Here is a 16,862-nt window from a genome sequence, read left to right on the forward strand (position 1 = left end):
ATATTAGAGTTCATGGATTCTCAAGACTATAATGGTCACATCACAATACGGATGGGAGAATGGCTCTAGTGATTATTCAAACGTCATCTGGACAGGTAAAAGGCGTTCAATTAAACGGATGTTACGTATATAGAGGGATTCCGTATGCGCAAGCTCCGGTTGGAGTGCTGAGGTTCAAGCCGCCTCAAGCCCCTCCGGCATGGGAGGGAGTCCGGGACTGCGGTACTTTTGGGCCAATCGCCTACCAGAATGTTGACCCTAACCGTTCTTTGCCGGAGCTTGCGTACTCGGAGGACTGTCTGAATCTGAATGTCTGGACGTCCGGTCCTGCTGAGCGGCTTCGTCCTGTTCTTGTTTATATCCATGGCGGCGGTTTTATAGGCGGGAAAGGTGCGGACTGCGACGGCAGCCGTTATACCGCGGAAGAAGATTTTGTATTCGTCTCGCTGAACTACCGGCTGGGAGCGCTGGGTTTTCTTGCCTTGGAAGAGGTTCTTGGCGAGGAATACGCGACATCCGGAAATAACGGCATGCTGGACATTATCGCGGCGCTGCACTGGGTAAAGAGCAATATTGCTGCCTTTGGCGGCGATCCTGCCCGCGTGACCGTGATGGGGAATTCCGCCGGTGCCAAGTGTACGGCAACCTTGTACGCCATGCAGACTGCGGAAGGACTGTTTCAACGGGCAGTAGCCCAAAGCGGGGCTACGCAATCCATAAGGGACAGGAAGACGGCTGCCTTAACAACTAGCCGACTTATTAATGCGTTAGGGCTGAAGCCGGAGGAAGCGGGGCGGCTTCTCGAACTGCCGGCTGAGCAGCTGATCTCGGCTCAGATGAAGGTAGGACCGGACACGGCCGGAAACCTTCATATGTTTGGTCCCGTTGCGGACGGCAATCTTATTCCTTTTAATCCGATTCAGTATCTCAAAGAAGCAGAGAACCTGCCGCCGCTCTTGATCGGTACAAACGAGGACGAAGCGGCAATGTTCATCTATTATGATCCGGGCCTTCAGAAGCCTAATGCAGACACGCTAAGTAGACTGTTTGGCGAGAATCAGCAGGAGGTGTGGCATTCCTTCTTCCGTCATTCCGAGACGATACCCGTGGAAAAGGCATGGAGCAAAGCGTTAACCGAGCATCTGTATGCGATTGGCTGCATGCAGCTCGCGCAAGCGGTTGCGGCTTCGGGTGCGCCGGTATGGATGTACAGGCTGACGTACGGAGGCTGGCTTGGGGCTATTCACGGTTACGAAGGAAGCTTGATTAACCATGCGGAAAACAAAGCGCGAGATCTCTCCAATGAAGCAAACGATCCCTATTTCATTGCGGATGAAGCCGCAGGCCTGGCTGCCGGCATGCGCGCAGGGTGGAACGCGTTCATCCGCTGCGGTGACCCGAATACCCCTGAGCTGCCCGCATGGCCGGAGTATGGTCCTGATCAATCCGTCTTGATGCTTCAGCTGGATAGCTTTGTTCAAGAGAACTTAACGCCGCCATTCGGGATTTCCGTGCAGCATCAGGTTTGGAGGACGTAAGAGATGATTTTTGTTGAAGTGACAGCTGCGATGCTGCTTCTAGGGCTACTGCTTGGATTTGTTGGGGCAGGGGGATCGGGTTTTATTATTGCGATCTTAACGGTTGCATTTGGTTATCCGATTCATACGGCGCTTGGCACGGCTCTTGCGGCTATGTTTTTTTCTTCGTTATCCGGGTCTGTCAGTCATTACCGCGAAGGCAATATGATTCTGAAGACCGGCGCCATTGTTGGCCTGGCAGGCGCGGCAGGCGCTTGGGTCAGCTCTGGCTGGTCTTCCTTTATTCCTGAGGATAAGTTAGGCTGGATGACTTCGGGCATGCTGTTCAGCTCCGGTCTGGCTCTATGGTTCAGAATGGCCTATCAGGCTAAGAATGGCGGGAAAAGCCCTTCTGCTCCCATGCAGACAAGCGGGATGAAATTCTATGCGTCGGCTGCCTTTATCGGTTTAGTCACAGGGGCATTGTCCGGACTGTTCGGGATTGGCTCAACGCCTTTTATCCAGCTCGGTCTTATGCTGATTCTTGGCATGTCCATGCGTTTCGCGGCAGGAACGACTATGCTCGTTATTATGCCTATCGCATTAGCGGGGGGAGCCGGTTATTACTCTGTCGGCTATCTGGACATTCAATTGCTTATCGCCGTTGTAATAGGCACGATGCTTGGCTCTTATATCGGTGCGAAATTTACGAAACGCGTGCCGGCGGTAATGCTCAAGACCTGCATGGTGTTGACTCCAATGCTTGGCGCTGCGATTTTGCTTATTTGAAAAGGATACCCGATGCTTGACAGCGAACTCCTTACTATCCTAATGCGATTGAAGGGGGCTAAATGCAAGTGAGCAAGGATACTGCGTTAATGGTTATTGATGTTCAGAACGGCATGTTTCTCGAGGAGTATCCCATCCACGAAGATGAAAAGCTGTTAAACCGTATTAACCTGCTCCTCGCCAAAGCGCGGGAAAGCCGGATTCCGGTTATCTATGTGCAGCATAATGAGGAAAAGGGAACTCCGCTCGAGACCCATACTCCGGGATGGGAGATTCATTCTGCCATCGCGCCGGCAGCTAAAGATCTTATCATTCAGAAATACGTGCCGGATTCTTTCCACGAGACCAATCTTCAGGAGAAACTGACCTCCAAAGGAATTAAAAAGCTGGTCCTGTCCGGTCTGCAAACGGATTATTGCATTGACGCGACATGCCGGCGGGCGGTTGAGCTGGGTTATGAGGTTACAATCGTAAAGGATGCTCATAGCACATGCGGACAAGACTCCCGCAGCGCGGAACAGATTATTGACGAGTACAACCAGTCGTTTGCCGAACGGGTCAATCTCCTTGAAGCATCAGAGATTGAATTTAATTAGTGGTGTTAATTATTAATCACACGAACAATGAAGGAGTCTGCCGAACAGATGGGTTATGTCGAAGAAGTAACCAAGGACTTATATCAATACCTTCCTCCACTAACGGGCAAGGATGACCTGGATTCGTTCTGGAGCGCTACGATTGAACAGGCCAAGTCTGTGCCGCTTGAGCCGGAGCGAACCGAAATTAATTATTCCAGCAAGCATGTAAAAGTTTATGATATCGCGTTTAACGGCTTGGATGAAACAAGAATCCGCGGCTGGCTAATTGTCCCCGCCTTTCTCAAGCAAGAGAAATATCCGTGCCTAATCCATTACCATGGCTTCTCGGGAAGCCGGGGAGAGCCTGCAGGCCATATGCATTGGGTGATGATGGGTATGGCTGTTCTTGCGGTGGACTGCCGGGACCAGGGAGGTCCAACGGGCAACAGCGCCAGCTATACGCATGGCTTCCTCTCGAATGTCGCCAGCAAAGGCGTACATAACAAATGGGAATATTATTACCGGTATGCCTACATGGACTGCCTTAAAGCCATTGATTTTGCTTGTGCGCAGTCGGATATAGATGCCGACAAAATAATCATTGAAGGCGGAAGTCAAGGCGGAGCGTTAGGCATGGCGGTCGTAGCGCTGGACAACCGTCCGAAGCTGGCTATGGTGGATGTTCCGAGCAACAGCAATCTGGTAGCCCGGATTGAAGGGAATCATGGCGCATTTGGCGCGGTAGCCGAATATTTGAAGCGTCATCCGGAACAAACCGATCTTGTCATGGACAACTTAAGCTATTTCGATACGATGAATCTGGCCCACCGGATTGCTTGCCCGGTGCTTGCCTCGGTTGCGCTTAAGGACGAGACTTGTCCGGCCCAAATGTATTTTGCCACCTACAATCGCATTCAAACGGAGAAAGAGATCGTCATTTATCCGTTTAACGGGCATGAAGGCGGAGGCGGCAGACAGACCGAAGTGAAGCTGGCCTATTTGGCCGAACATTTCAGCGGATGGTTTGAATAAGGAAAAACAAAAGGAGACTATGACCAACGGTATCTCGTTGGTCATAGTCTCCTTTTTGGTTTACGGCAAAGTGGTGAGATACGGCTTCACCGTTCTGGGCAATCGATAATTGCTTGATGCATTACCCCGCATTAGTAGTTGGTCTATTTATTTGACAAACTGTCTATTACAGAACTATAATTTTAATGAACAGTTGTACAATAACTTATTGGAGGGGTTCATATGCGTTTGGAAGGCAGAGTAGCGATTGTAACGGGCGCGGCATCGGGAATGGGGAAAGCCATTGCGGAGTTATATGCGAAAGAAGGGGCTAAAGTCGTAGTTTCCGATCTTAATCTTGAAGGCGCCGAAGTTGTCGCAGCAGGTATCCAATCAAATGGCGGACAAGCCATCGCCGTAAAAACAAACGTTGCGGACCTGAGCGATATTAACGCCATGATTGACACGGCTGTGCAGCAATACGGAACGCTCGATATTCTGGTTAACAACGCGGGCATCATGGATAACATGGCCGCTATCGGCGATGTTGATGATGATAGATGGGACCTTATTTTCGATATCAATACTAAAGGCGTTATGCGCGCGATTCGGAAGGCGATTCCGATCTTCCTTGAGAAGGGTAAAGGCGTAATCATCAATACGGCATCCACGGGCGGCTTCAGCGGGGCGCATGCAGGCGCTGCCTATACCGCATCCAAACACGCGGTTATCGGAATCACGAAGAATACCGGCTTTATGTACGCGCAGAAGGGTATCCGCTGCAATGCGATTGCCCCAGGCGCGACCATGACGAACATTACGGCTTCGATGAACAATATTAACGAGTTTGGGGCTTCCCGCACGAAAGTGACGCAAGGTGTAATCCCGCGCGTTGGTCAACCGGAGGAGATCGCTCAGGTGGCGTTGTTCCTGGCTTCGGATGAATCCAACTTCGTAAACGGGGTTGTTCTTGCCGCAGACGCAGGCTGGACGGCAGGCTTCTAATCCATTTCTTAAAAGAAGAGTTGCAACCGTTAGGTTTGCAACTTTTTTTCTGCTCATATGATGCTATACTTATAGGACTGGAATTTGCGATAAACCGACAGTCATGAGGTGTAGTAGGACAATGAACGAGAATGATCTTAGAATTATAAAGACAAAGAGGGCTTTGCATGAGGCTTTGCTTGCCTTACTCAAGAGGCAGACGTTGGAGTCCATCTCCGTCTCCGTGCTGTGCCGGGAGGCCGGCGTCAATCGGGGAACCTTTTATTTGCATTACAACGATGTAGGCGCATTATTCGACGAGCATCTGAATAGCTTGCTCAAGGATCTGGAGGAGTCTTACTACGAGCCTTACCGGCATGTGACCGAACTCAATCACAGCTTGCTCGACCCTGGAACCATCCGTATTTTCCACCATGTGAAGAAGTACCAGCCCTTCTATGAAATCGTGTTTGACAAAAGATCTTCTATTTCCTACTACTACTCTTTATTCGAGAAGATTAAGGCACTTATCATTGAAAGCACGGGGCTAAGCGGACAGAGCAACTCGTTTATTGTTGCCTACCAAGTAAATGCAATCATGGGACTATTGATTCAATGGAATGAAGAAGGCTTCAGCCAGACGCCTGAGCATATGAGCGGACAGTTAAGCCATATCTTCAAAACGATGTATCAAGCCCCAGCCCAATAAAACAAGAAACCGCGGCGTTGGTACGCGGTTTTTTATTTTGCTCTACACTGAAAAAATAAATTGCTTGACTTTCCTCTGCGTTCATACGGGGGCTTGACAGCCGTGTGCTATAGTAAAAAGCGAATGAACGTTTCATGGGAGGCAAAAATGTTTCAATATAACGATCAAACCTATACAGGCGTCAACTTCGGCGCGCAAGATTTAAGATTCGGCGAGCTGATCAACTGTACGTTCGTCCGCTGCTCGTTCGCGGGCGGTTCTTTGGAAGAACTGAGTTCCATCAACTGCAGGTTCGTCGAATGCGATTTCCGCGGCGCTATGCTAAACGGTTCGATTCATAAGGAATCCGCGTTCGAAAACTGCAATTTTAGCGGAGCGAATCTGTTTGTCGTGAAATTTGACGCATGCAAGATGACGGGCTCGGATTTCACCAACTCCACGATGGACGGAATCAGCATCATTCAAGGTGATTGGTCATACACCAACCTTCGTCATGCGCGGCTAGTGAAGCAGGATCTGAGGGGAATCAAGTTTCATGAGGCCGATCTGTCCGGCGCGAACTTGGAGAAAGCCGATCTGCGGGACTCCGATCTGTCGATGGCCGTGCTGGCTAAAGCGAAGCTGCAAGATACCGACGTAAGAGGGGCAAAGATGGAGGGGGTCGATTTCAAATCCATCTCGGTTGCCGGCTTGCGAATGGACCGTGAGCAAACCGTCTTATTTGCGATGTCTCATGGAGCGAAGATAAAGTAAGACTGAAGAACACCTTTTAAACCCGCAGCCTAAAGAACCGTACTATTGATAGCACGGTTCTTTAGGCTGTGCATGTTTTTTCCAAGCCGTTGGCATCCTAAGGAAATCAAGGGGAGGAGAGCGGACATGAAACAAACCTTCTTCTTTATTCTGATTTTTGTGCTGGTAAGTGCTTTGGAAATTTTATGTCTGTTCCAGAACGAACAATGGGATTTTCTTGTGATGTATTCGCAACGGAAAAAGCTGGCGGCAGCATGCTTGCTGATTCTGTTTGCCATCGTTTATTCCGCGGTGATGGATTGGAAAGACAGGAAAAAGCCTCAGTTAAAGGGGAGCGAATGACGTGATCAGAAAAATGGACAGCTATTCTCCCTTGCAAATTTTCGTTGTCATCTTCTTGTTTTTGGAAGGAACGGCAATTTTAATAAATCTGGCACCCGACCTGGGACGGGATGCATGGATTGCAACGCTCTTCTGCACCTTTATCGGCATGTTTCTGATCTGGTGGTTTTTCTTCCTGCTTCGGAATACCAATCAGAAAAATATTTACGGCGTCTTCCAGCAAGCTCTGGGAAAGATAGGCGGTTCGATTGTTGGTGTTGTCTATATTACTTATTTCATCTATATCTGCGCACGAGATATGAGGGATTTCTCCGAATTAATTACAAACGCCGTGCTTCCTTCCGTTCCCTTGGAATGGACTACGTTATGCTTTGCGGCAACGGTTATTTACGTGTTATGGAGCGGCGTTCAAAATTTCCTTAATTTATTTGTCCTTTTCGGTTATGTATTTGCAGCTATCTTTATTGTGTTTCTTGTTCTCGTCATCGCGGACGGCGAGCTTGATTTCCACAACCTGCTGCCGATTATGGGCGACGGTATCGGTCCCATGCTCCCGTCAACCTTTACGCAAGTTCTCGAATTTCCTTTCGGCGAGCTTATTGCCTTCACTGCTTTTGCAGGCATGCTGTATCCGAATCTTTCCGGGAAAGTGATGAGGGCAAGCCTACTCTCCGTCCTTGCGGCAGGCATAATTCTGACGGTAACGCTTATCTTGGAGCTCGTGACGTTTGGCCCTTCAATACGCGAACGAGCCATGTTTCCGCTTGTCAGCGCGTCGAGGAATATATCAATCGGCAACTTTATTGAACGCATTGAGATGATTGTCATATTTGCCATCTTGCTCGCCGCCATTGTCAAGGTTTGCATTTTCGCTTACGCAGCCTTGCAAGGGGTTGTCTGGTATACGGGGAAATCCTATACCAGCCTTATTATTCCTTACGTGCTGCTGACTGCCGAAATTTCTTATTACGTATCCAACAATATGTCGGACCATATCATGGTTGGACTGAGCTTTGTTCCGATATATATCCATATCCCGCTTCAATTTGCAGTGCCGGCTATACTGCTTGTCTTCATCAAGATGAGATCCCGATGGAGGAAACGAAATGACCAAACCGCTGTATGAAACATGGGATGAGTTGGAGGAAACGTTCGAACAAACCTTTGGGAAAACAACGGACTTCGTAAAAGTACCCGTCTTGTTCAACGGACGAAAATGCTGGATCCTGTATTATTCCAGCCTCGTCGGCAGCAGCGATTTGTCCAGCCATCTGACGCTGCCATTTAATCTGCATGCGGGAAAATCGGAAAATTTGGAGCAATTCCGCGCAACCGCGCTAGCTTCTTTAAACTACATGTACATAAACGATTGGAGCATGATCGCAAGGCAATTGAACAAAAACTCCGTCTGCATTCTGGCAGAAGGGGAGCAGGAGGCCCTTACGGTTGAAATTGGCGGGTATGCGGAGCGCAGTTTAAGCGAGCCTGTTATTCAGCCAAGCATATTCGGGCCGAAAATTGCGTTTACCGAATCGGTTGTGACCAATATCAGCATTCTGCGTAGAATTTTGCGAACAAAATCGCTGCAAATCGAGTCCTACGACATTTCAAGCGATATGGTAACGGGCGCCGTTCTGGTCTATTTGGAGGATGTGATCGAGCCGGAACTGCTTCAGGAAGCCAAACGAAGAATTCAGTCATTGGAAGGGAAGAAAGTAACGACCTATACTCATTTGATGGAAGAGCTCCGGGATAATAAAAAAACGAATTTCTTTCCAACCTTAATGATTACCGAACGTCAGGATGCTTGCATCGCCCAGCTAATGGAGGGAAGAGCCGTTGTTTTTATCGACGGTAGCCCCAGCGGAATTATTCTGCCGGCCGTATTCCAGGACTTCTTCAGATCGTCTGAGGACGCTTATCTCCCTAGGCCGATGATGGTTTTTTTGAGGGTGCTTAGATATTGCGCGTTTTTCATCTCGCTGCTGCTTCCCGGAATTTACATCGGAGTGATCAACTACAATTACGAGATCATACCCATTAATCTTGCGATTGAAATTGCGGGCCTTCGCAGCAATCTTCCTTTCCCGTCGGTTATCGAACTGTTGCTGGTTGAAGCCGCATTCGAAATTATGAGGGAGGGTTCGATCCGGATGCCCAAGATTGTTGGCAATGCGTTAACCGTAGTGGGGGCATTGGTTATCGGGGATGCGGCCGTTCAAGCGGGAATCGTCTCGATCGTCGTGATTATCGTCGTGGCCTTTACGGGATTAAGCAGCTACGCGTTTCCGTATTATAATTTTGCGTTCAGCGTCAGATTGCTGCGATTCATCTTCATAGGTGTTGCAAGCATTCTCGGTATTTACGGCGTATTCCTGGGATGCATCATTCTATTTGCGTATCTCGTTAACCGGCGCTCGTTCGGATACCCTTATTTGCAATGGAATGCCAAGAGGTCCTAATCATGAACCCGTTCAAAAAGATAATGGCCGGCCTGCTCGGCTTGACATTGGTTGCGTTGTTGGGCGGATGCGGTGACCGGGTTGAACCCGGCCACTTGCTGGTTATTACCGCGGTTGGGGTAACTAAGGGCGAAAAAGGAAAATACCACTTTTATTTCGAAGGGATAAACCCTTCCGAATTTACGGAAACCAAACGTCAGAGCATATCCAATTCCTTTTTGTTTGATAATGAAGCGGATGCCTTGTCAGGTGCAATCAGCGCAATCTCGCAGGAAATACCGCTTAAACCGGAATTCAGCCACATGCAGTTAATGGCTGTCGATAGGGAGCTTCTGCAGCAAGGCGATTACGATTATATGGATTTCGCCGACCGCTTCGACCAAATTCGCAACAATCTGACTGTCGTTGCCGTCAACGGAAAAGATATAAAGCATATTTTCTCCACCGCGTCACCGGGTTTAACGGTCCCTTCATTTGGGATTCTCATGCAGCTTAACGAGCTGCACGAGAAGGTAGGAGGCAACTACCCGACAACCTTGCTGCGATTTATGAAGAATCTGACGGAAACCGGCAGTAATCCTGTTCTTCCGCTCGTGCAGATCAAAAATTCAAGCGAGAAGGCAGAGACGATGGATTACGCCAAGGAACTCAATAAACAGACGAGCATGGATTTGCATGCCATTGCCGTCTTCCGGGAAGAGAAGATGGTTGGCGAGCTAAGAAACCTTGAAGCCAGGAATGTGATTGTTCTCCGGGATCAAGCAAAGAACACGATTTATAACTATAGCTGCAGCCCGAATAAATATATAAGCATTGCTTTGCAGTATATTGCCGTTAAGAAAAAAGTAGTTTATCAAACGGATAAACCAACCCTCAAGGTATACATGCATGCCACGGGGACGATTAACTCGATTCAATGCGCGGATTACTTTACCGGAAAGTCCAAGGACTATATGAGGATCAACAAGGAATTGGATAAAACCATCGAAACGGAATTAGCTTCCACGATCATTAAGGCGCAGAAAAAATACAAATCCGATATTTTCGGCTTTGGCGAGAAGCTGCGAATGTCCGATTACAAGAAGTTCAAAGAAGTGAAAGACCGGTGGGACGATGAATTTGCCGGTGCTAGCGTCGAGGTCGTCGTCCACGTCAATGTTCAGCGCTCAGGCATCAGGGGTGAACCGTTTATGAATCGCATTAAGAACAAGAAGTACTAAGGCTGGCAACATTCATCGTTTGCTTCTCGTTAAAAGAGTAATATCTGGCAATCGTTTTACCGGGGAGAGGTAGAGATGAAGAGAACAATAGTTTCCAAAATGCTTGTTATTGCTTTGACGCTTAGTATGGCGGCCATCCTGCTAAGCGTGTTTGCATTGGGGTATTTGCTCAGTAAGATTTGAAATTTGCGCGCAGACGAATAAAAAAACCGCTTGACGGTGCATTCTAATCGAAGCTATTATAGACACATGAAGTCTGTGATTGGGAGCTCATCATGAAATATTCAAAAGCGACGAACTACGCTTTACACACTATGGCCTTTCTCATTGCTGCAGCACCGGACAGACCGGTTGGCGTTCAGCAGCTTGCGGATAAGCAAGGCGTTTCACCTACGTACCTTTCGAAGATTCTGACCAAGCTGGTCAAAGCGGGGCTGATTGAGTCGGCTTCCGGAGCAAATGGCGGTTACCGTGCGAGAGGGAAAAAGGAAGACATTTCTTTTCTGGACGTCATTCAAGCGATTGAAGGGACCGCTTCGATCTTTGAATGCTGCCATAGCGAGAATCCGGAATGCCGCATTCATCGGGTGATGCTGTCGGCTGAAGATGCCATGGATCAACATTTGAGAAATACGAAGCTTGTGGATTTGATGAAATAAAGCTGCATTGCCTTGGCGCTTAACGAGGCAATGTCCTTTATTTATCTTAATTACAGACATTATGAGTCTATAAAGTCTATGAAAGACATTGACAAGGAGGATTATTCATTTATGAGATACGATGTTGCCATTATCGGAGGCGGGCCGGCGGGCCTAAACGCAGCACTTGTGCTGGGCAGGGCAAGAAAGACGGTTGCCATATTCGACAACGCGCAGCCAAGGAACAGGGTAACGCATGCTTCACACGGATTTATTACGAGGGACGGAGTTAAACCGGCGGAATTCCGGCGTATTGCTTATGAAGAAGTACTTGGTTACCCGACGGTTAAGCATTTGGAGATTGCTGTGACGGATATCAGGAGGTCGGAAGATGGATTCGTCATTTACACTTCGGCAGGAGAAGAGGTTCAAGCGGGCAAAATCATCTTGTCGGGAGGACTAAGGGAGCAACTGCCGGAGATTAAAGACATCAAGGATTATTACGGGAAAAGCCTATTCGCCTGCCCCTTCTGCGACGGCTGGGAGTTAAGAGATCAAGCGCTGGTCATCATCTCGGATCAACCGCATGCCTTCCATAAAGTCAAGCTGCTTCAGAACTGGAGCCGCGACTGTATCGTATGCACGAACGGCACGGCAGCAGCTCTGGATGCTGAACAGCGTGAGCAGCTTGCAGCAAGGGGGATTACCGTTATCGATACGCCAATCTCGTCTTTGTCCGGCCAAAACGGCATGCTGGAGCGGGTTTATTTTACGGACGGTACTTCAATTGAACGCAGCGGGGGCTTCATTGATCCGGCTCAGATTCCAAACCTCGACTTTAGAGAGGCATTAGGATATGAGACGAGTGACACCGGAGCGATTATGACGAATGAGATGGGGAAAACGACGGCTGAAGGCGTGTATGCCGCGGGTGATACCGCTTATGTAATGCCTTCGCAATTGATTTATGCCGCTGCTTCGGGCAGCAAGGCGGCTATGGCCGTGATGGCGGATCTGACGGAAGAGAATTGGAAGGTGCTGTAAAGGGTTTTTATTCTCCTTGCCGAATACTTTCGGGATAACGATTTCCAATTTATCCGGAGGAGGACTGCGTTTTGCCTTTCTTTTTGAGGACAATGATGAAGGTGCTGCGGGTACCCAAACGAACCATCTTCATTGTGGTCATCGCCTTTGTATTCGGCAGCGCCACTATTGCATACGCCATTGAGCCAACGACCTTTCATACTTGGTTTAACGCGCTTTATTGGGTTATGACCACGATGGCGACGGTTGGGTACGGCGATTATTTCGCGAAAACCGTATGGGGTAAAATCTTTACTTTGTTTATTTATGTATTCGGCATCGGTCTGCTCAGCTTGGTTATCGGCAAAATCATCGATCTCTTATCAACGGTTTATAAACATTGGGAGGCAGGGGAATTGAATTTTCACGGAAAAGATCACATCATCCTCATTAATTGGAGCAAGAAAGCCCAATATGCGATTGAAGAGATTCTGTCCTTCTCGCCAACCTCTCATATCGTTGTAATCGATGAATCCGATAAGCATCCCGTAACAGGCCGTCCCGAGATTCATTTTATAAGCGGGGACCCTTCCTCGGAAGAAATACTGGAGAAGGCGATGCTCAAACAGGCGAAGGCCGTTATTATATTCGCGGATACGCGGATCGACGAGCCTGCGCTTGCGGACGGCAAGACGCTGTTGATTGCCTCCAGTATCGAACGGCTCCATCCCGCTATCCACACAACGGTGGAGATAACGCAGGAGAAGAATACGAAAAATTTCCGGCATGTACATGTCAATGATTTTGTACTATCCTACGATGCCGTCTCAAGGCTGGCTGTCCGGGCTGCGCTTCAGCAAGGAAGCTCGGAAATCATTAACCAGTTAATCCGGCGTGAAGTGGGAGACGATATTTATGAAATTCCGGTCAGACCGGAATGGAAAACCTATAAGGATGCCTTCCAGGGTACATTGGAGTATGGCGCAACGCTCCTGTCCGATCGGGGGGATCTTGGCATAAACCGCAAACTAAACGATCCGATTCCGCCGGATGCGAGATTATACGTCGTATCGGATGAGCTGACCTACCGGAAGCTGCTGACAACCTAGAAGTTATAAGGAGATTGAGGAATGACTGAATTTTGGGAAGCAAGCTTTGTTGAGAATCAGACGATGTGGGGCTTTGAACCTTCCGACTCTTCAATTCTGACAAAGGATTTTTTCCTTGAAAAGAACGTGAAGGATATCTTAATACCCGGTATCGGGTATGGGAGAAACGCAAAGATTTTTACAGACAATGGCATACAAGTAACGGGGATCGAGATTTCCGGGACGGCCATTAACCTGGCAAAAGAAGCCGGATTGCCCATTCCGATCTTTCATGGTTCAGTAGCGGAAATGCCTTTCGATAACAAGCGGTATGACGGGGTATACAGTTATGCGCTTATTCATCTACTGAATCGTGAGGAGCGAGAAAAGTTTATCAAGGATTGCTACAACCAGTTAAAACCGGGCGGTTATATGGTTTTCACTACGATATCCAAGGATGCTCCGATGTTCGGAAAGGGTAAACAGCTGGACAAGGACTATTATGAGATCATGGAAGATCTCAAGATGTTCTTTTACGATACTGACTCGGTTCGGCAAGAGTTCGGGCATTACGGGCTGTTCGAAATATCCGAAATTGAAGAGCCTAACAAACACGCTCTCAATAAACCTTCTTTTAAATTTATCATGATAAAATGTCAAAAAGATAAATGACGTACGAAACGGCAGCCTTCGCTGTCGTTTTTATTTTGCAGACCGTTATAATAGATAAGGTGGAAGGAGTGTATTCATGAAGGTTATCGTTATTGGAGCGGGGATTCTTGGCGCATCGACGGCTTACCAATTGGCGAAGTCCGGTGCCGAGGTTCTGATTATAGATCGCAAAGACAAGGGACAAGCTACGGATGCCGCGGCCGGCATCATCTGTCCATGGCTGTCGCAAAGACGGAATAAAGCCTGGTACGAGCTGGTCAAAGGCGGAGCGCGTTATTACCCGGCGTTAATCGCGGAATTGGAAGCAGAAGGGGAGACCGATACCGGGTACGCCCGGGTAGGTGCCCTCAGCATACATGCGGATCCGGATAAAATCGCAAAAATGTCGGAGCGTGCTTACGCCAAGCGGCAAGACGCGCCGGAAATCGGCAGTATAACTTCCCTTGACGAGAACGCGACAAGGGAGCGGTTCCCGCTGCTCGCGGAAGGCTATTCTTCCGTTCATATCGGCGGAGCTGCGCGGGTGGACGGCCGGGCGCTTCGCGATGCGCTTATCCGTTCGGCGATTCGGAACGGGGCGGAATTTATTTTCGGTGACGCTAGAATGGCATTCGAGACGAGCAGGGTTACAGGCGTAATGATAGGTTCGACTTTCTATGGGGCAGACAAGGTTGTCGTATGCGCCGGAGCTTGGGCAGGAGCTTTGCTGCAGCCTCTTGGGCTGGATTTCCAAGTCAACTACCAGAAAGCTCAAATCATGCATGTGGAGCTGCTAAACAGAGAGTATCAGACGGGCAGCTGGCCAGTTATTATGCCGCCTACGGATCAGTACCTTCTTGGCTTTGACGAGCAGCGAATCGTCATTGGGGCGACTCACGAGAACGATATTACCGGTTATGATACGCGGGTAACGCCTGGAGGTATGCAAGAGGTATTAAATAAAGGCCTAACTCTTGCTCCGGAGCTTGCAAACAGTACATTCCTGGAGATGCGCGTCGGCTTCCGGCCTTTTACGGCAGATTTCCTGCCGGTGTTTGGAGCCGTTCCGGGTTGGGATAATCTTCTTGCGGGCAATGGATTAGGCGCTTCAGGCTTAACGGCCGGTCCGTTTATCGGGAGCCAGCTTGCGAAGCTCGCTTTGGGGATGGAACTAGAAATTGATCCGGCTCTTTATGAGGTGCGTAAAGCACTGGGGGAGCCTAGCGCCGAATAGAGGAAAATAGAGGAAAGGCAGTCCGAGGGACTGCCTTTTTTGCGTTTTATTTTTATTTCGCTTGAAGGGTATGGTTCGCGTGATATTCGCGGTAGGTCGGGTTTTCGCCGCATATCATAAGGCCTTGTCCCCAGTTGACATGCGTGTCTATCGTTGGGACATCCATCGGATCGCGATATTGGAAAAGAACGTTGCGGCGGTTGCGGGTACTGCGGTTAACGTCCGAGCCGTGAACCGTCAAATAGTTGAAGAAGAGAACATCGCCGGCTTTGGCTGGGCAAGGCGTCGCCATCGAGATCGGATATTCCCGGTGATCGAGGTAATGGCGTCCGACATGCGGCATCATGCCGTTCTTATGCGTGCCCGGAATAACGCAGAGACAGCCATTCTCCATGTCGGCGTCATCCAAGTGAACGCTTGCCGCCAGCATGGTGTGGCTTGCATGCGGGAAGTAAGGCGCGTCCTGGTGCAGAGGGAAAGCGGCGCCGTTTTCAGGCGGCTTAACAAGCATTTTGCTATGGTGCAGTTGAACGTTAGGACCAATCAATTGGGACAAAATAGCAGCCATATTCGGATGGATAGCCGCGCGCATGAATGCCGCATCATGGTATTGAACGTCATGGAAGCCTTTCAAAACAAGCTTCTTCAGCTGCTCCGGAGGAAGGTAGTCGCCTTGCCAGGCTGCGTTAGAGTCAAACTTCGATTGAGCGGCACGGTTCAGAATGCCGTCAATGGCCTTTCTCATGTCTTCAACCTCTTGCTGCGAGAATAAACCTTGGACTAACAGATAGCCATTTTCTTTGTAAAATTCTACATCGTTTTGAGTAATCAATTTTATTCGCTCCTCTGCTTGATTGATTGGTAAGCGATTACTTATACTCTGATTATAGGATTATTGGCATCAGGTGTATTTAGCTAAAAAAGCCATCCTTTTAAGAATTTACGCCAGGATGTGAAGAGATGAATATAGAGGCCTTTGAAAACGGCATCCGTTTTTTAAACGAAATGCTCACGAAATGCAAGGCAAGCGGACTTGGCTTTAAGGTCCACTACTGGGACTTGCGACCGCAGCATTACAGCAACCACATTCATAAGCATTCTTACTATGAAGTCTGCTACGTGTTGTCAGGCGAGGGCGAATACCAGGATGAGGATACCGTATACGGTCTTGAGGCGGGGACGTTGTTCGTATCCCGGCCGGGTGTCTGGCATCAGATCCGCAGCGAGAACGGGGTGGGGCTCATGTATGTGGCCTACGAGCTTGATCCGGAGGGTTCGCGCGAAGAAGATTTCCGCCGCTATGGCCGTAATCTGGAGTCGGGCAATGTGGTATTTAAAAATGCCGACTATACAAGGTCTATCCATTACTGGCTTGGGTTGTACCATCATGCTTCCTGCCAGCCATACAATGAAATCGAGGATCTGACCATGATGGCAGGCATCCTGCTCACGAGTCTGGTCCAGCCGTTTGGTCAGGAGGGCAATGTCTCCTCGCCGAGCCCGGCCAGGTCGACGGATTCAACCCGTTATGCGGTTCTGCGTCAGTCTAAGCAATACATTAGAGATAATCTCTCCCGGCCGCTTAAGATTGAGGAGGTTGCGGATTATATGAATCTGTCGACCAGGCAGCTGTCCCGTTTGTTTCAGATGGACGGTGGAGACACGTTCCTGTCTTATTTGCGTAATGAGCGGTTAAAGCATGCGGAGATTCTATTAAAAACCTCTCTAGCTTCGCTGAAGGAAATAGCGGCGGATTCCGGGTTTCAATCCGTTCATTATTTTACGAACGTATTTACGGAACAGATGGGGATGCCGCCCGGCGAATACAGGAGACAGCATCTGGATTAACTTTTAAAACTTGAG

The 16,862-nt window shown here is 48.9% G+C and carries 18 protein-coding genes; 17 read left to right on the top strand and 1 reads right to left on the bottom strand.

What is annotated here, in order from left to right; translation table 11 throughout:
- Nucleotides 1–59 precede the first annotated feature (59 nt).
- The 16 genes from PJDR2_RS14975 to PJDR2_RS15050 all read left to right on the top strand — a co-directional run bounded on the left by PJDR2_RS14975 (nucleotide 60) and on the right by PJDR2_RS15050 (nucleotide 14,999).
- A complete protein-coding gene (locus PJDR2_RS14975; RefSeq protein WP_416202261.1) occupies nucleotides 60–1,538 on the top strand; it encodes a carboxylesterase/lipase family protein in 1,479 nt (492 codons plus the stop codon).
- A 3-nt stretch (nucleotides 1,539–1,541) separates the two neighbouring features.
- Nucleotides 1,542–2,306, top strand: coding sequence for a sulfite exporter TauE/SafE family protein (locus PJDR2_RS14980; protein WP_015844550.1), 765 nt, complete (start codon nucleotides 1,542–1,544; stop codon nucleotides 2,304–2,306).
- A gap of 62 nt (nucleotides 2,307–2,368) precedes the next feature.
- The gene (locus tag PJDR2_RS14985; RefSeq protein ID WP_041613461.1) at nucleotides 2,369–2,902 is read left to right on the top strand and encodes a cysteine hydrolase family protein; all 534 of its coding nucleotides are present in this window, start codon (nucleotides 2,369–2,371) and stop codon (nucleotides 2,900–2,902) included.
- Between the two features lie 48 nt (nucleotides 2,903–2,950).
- Nucleotides 2,951–3,916, top strand: a complete 966-nt coding sequence (locus PJDR2_RS14990; RefSeq protein ID WP_015844552.1) for an acetylxylan esterase — start codon at nucleotides 2,951–2,953, stop codon at nucleotides 3,914–3,916.
- Between the two features lie 222 nt (nucleotides 3,917–4,138).
- Nucleotides 4,139–4,900, top strand: coding sequence for an SDR family oxidoreductase (locus PJDR2_RS14995; protein WP_015844553.1), 762 nt, complete (start codon nucleotides 4,139–4,141; stop codon nucleotides 4,898–4,900).
- A 121-nt stretch (nucleotides 4,901–5,021) separates the two neighbouring features.
- Nucleotides 5,022–5,588 (top strand): TetR/AcrR family transcriptional regulator, encoded by a 567-nt coding sequence (locus PJDR2_RS15000; protein ID WP_015844554.1) that lies wholly within the window; start codon nucleotides 5,022–5,024, stop codon nucleotides 5,586–5,588.
- Nucleotides 5,589–5,735: 147 nt separating this feature from the next.
- Nucleotides 5,736–6,341 carry a pentapeptide repeat-containing protein gene (locus PJDR2_RS15005; protein ID WP_015844555.1) on the top strand — a complete coding sequence of 202 codons (606 nt, stop codon included), beginning with the start codon at nucleotides 5,736–5,738 and terminating at the stop codon, nucleotides 6,339–6,341.
- A gap of 126 nt (nucleotides 6,342–6,467) precedes the next feature.
- Nucleotides 6,468–6,683 carry a hypothetical protein gene (locus PJDR2_RS15010; protein ID WP_015844556.1) on the top strand — a complete coding sequence of 72 codons (216 nt, stop codon included), beginning with the start codon at nucleotides 6,468–6,470 and terminating at the stop codon, nucleotides 6,681–6,683.
- 1 nt (nucleotide 6,684) lies between these two features.
- Complete coding sequence (locus PJDR2_RS15015; RefSeq protein ID WP_015844557.1) at nucleotides 6,685–7,809, top strand: GerAB/ArcD/ProY family transporter; 1,125 nt, start codon at nucleotides 6,685–6,687, stop codon at nucleotides 7,807–7,809.
- A complete protein-coding gene (locus PJDR2_RS15020; RefSeq protein WP_015844558.1) occupies nucleotides 7,790–9,145 on the top strand; it encodes a spore germination protein in 1,356 nt (451 codons plus the stop codon). The genes PJDR2_RS15015 and PJDR2_RS15020 overlap by 20 nt, the downstream gene beginning before the upstream one ends.
- Before the next feature lie 2 nt (nucleotides 9,146–9,147).
- Nucleotides 9,148–10,365: a Ger(x)C family spore germination protein gene (locus PJDR2_RS15025; RefSeq protein ID WP_015844559.1), complete on the top strand. Its 1,218-nt coding sequence runs from the start codon at nucleotides 9,148–9,150 to the stop codon at nucleotides 10,363–10,365.
- A 275-nt stretch (nucleotides 10,366–10,640) separates the two neighbouring features.
- Nucleotides 10,641–11,024, top strand: coding sequence for an Rrf2 family transcriptional regulator (locus PJDR2_RS15030; protein WP_015844561.1), 384 nt, complete (start codon nucleotides 10,641–10,643; stop codon nucleotides 11,022–11,024).
- 111 nt (nucleotides 11,025–11,135) lie between these two features.
- Nucleotides 11,136–12,047 carry an NAD(P)/FAD-dependent oxidoreductase gene (locus PJDR2_RS15035; RefSeq protein ID WP_015844562.1) on the top strand — a complete coding sequence of 304 codons (912 nt, stop codon included), beginning with the start codon at nucleotides 11,136–11,138 and terminating at the stop codon, nucleotides 12,045–12,047.
- Between the two features lie 71 nt (nucleotides 12,048–12,118).
- Nucleotides 12,119–13,135: a potassium channel family protein gene (locus PJDR2_RS15040; RefSeq protein ID WP_015844563.1), complete on the top strand. Its 1,017-nt coding sequence runs from the start codon at nucleotides 12,119–12,121 to the stop codon at nucleotides 13,133–13,135.
- A 21-nt stretch (nucleotides 13,136–13,156) separates the two neighbouring features.
- On the top strand, nucleotides 13,157–13,786 hold the full coding sequence (locus PJDR2_RS15045; RefSeq protein ID WP_015844564.1) for a class I SAM-dependent methyltransferase: 630 nt from the start codon (nucleotides 13,157–13,159) through the stop codon (nucleotides 13,784–13,786).
- 76 nt (nucleotides 13,787–13,862) lie between these two features.
- Complete coding sequence (locus tag PJDR2_RS15050; protein ID WP_015844565.1) at nucleotides 13,863–14,999, top strand: NAD(P)/FAD-dependent oxidoreductase; 1,137 nt, start codon at nucleotides 13,863–13,865, stop codon at nucleotides 14,997–14,999.
- Between the two features lie 52 nt (nucleotides 15,000–15,051).
- On the opposite strand, the gene PJDR2_RS15055 is transcribed toward PJDR2_RS15050, so the two are convergent.
- A complete protein-coding gene (locus PJDR2_RS15055) occupies nucleotides 15,052–15,831 on the bottom strand; it encodes a phytanoyl-CoA dioxygenase family protein (RefSeq protein ID WP_015844566.1) in 780 nt (259 codons plus the stop codon).
- 128 nt (nucleotides 15,832–15,959) lie between these two features.
- Here PJDR2_RS15055 and PJDR2_RS15060 point away from each other — a divergent pair, with 128 nt between their 5' ends.
- The gene (locus tag PJDR2_RS15060; protein ID WP_015844567.1) at nucleotides 15,960–16,847 is read left to right on the top strand and encodes an AraC family transcriptional regulator; all 888 of its coding nucleotides are present in this window, start codon (nucleotides 15,960–15,962) and stop codon (nucleotides 16,845–16,847) included.
- The last annotated feature ends 15 nt before the right edge of the window (nucleotides 16,848–16,862 follow it).

Source organism: Paenibacillus sp. JDR-2, assembly GCF_000023585.1.
Taxonomy (GTDB): domain Bacteria; phylum Bacillota; class Bacilli; order Paenibacillales; family Paenibacillaceae; genus Pristimantibacillus.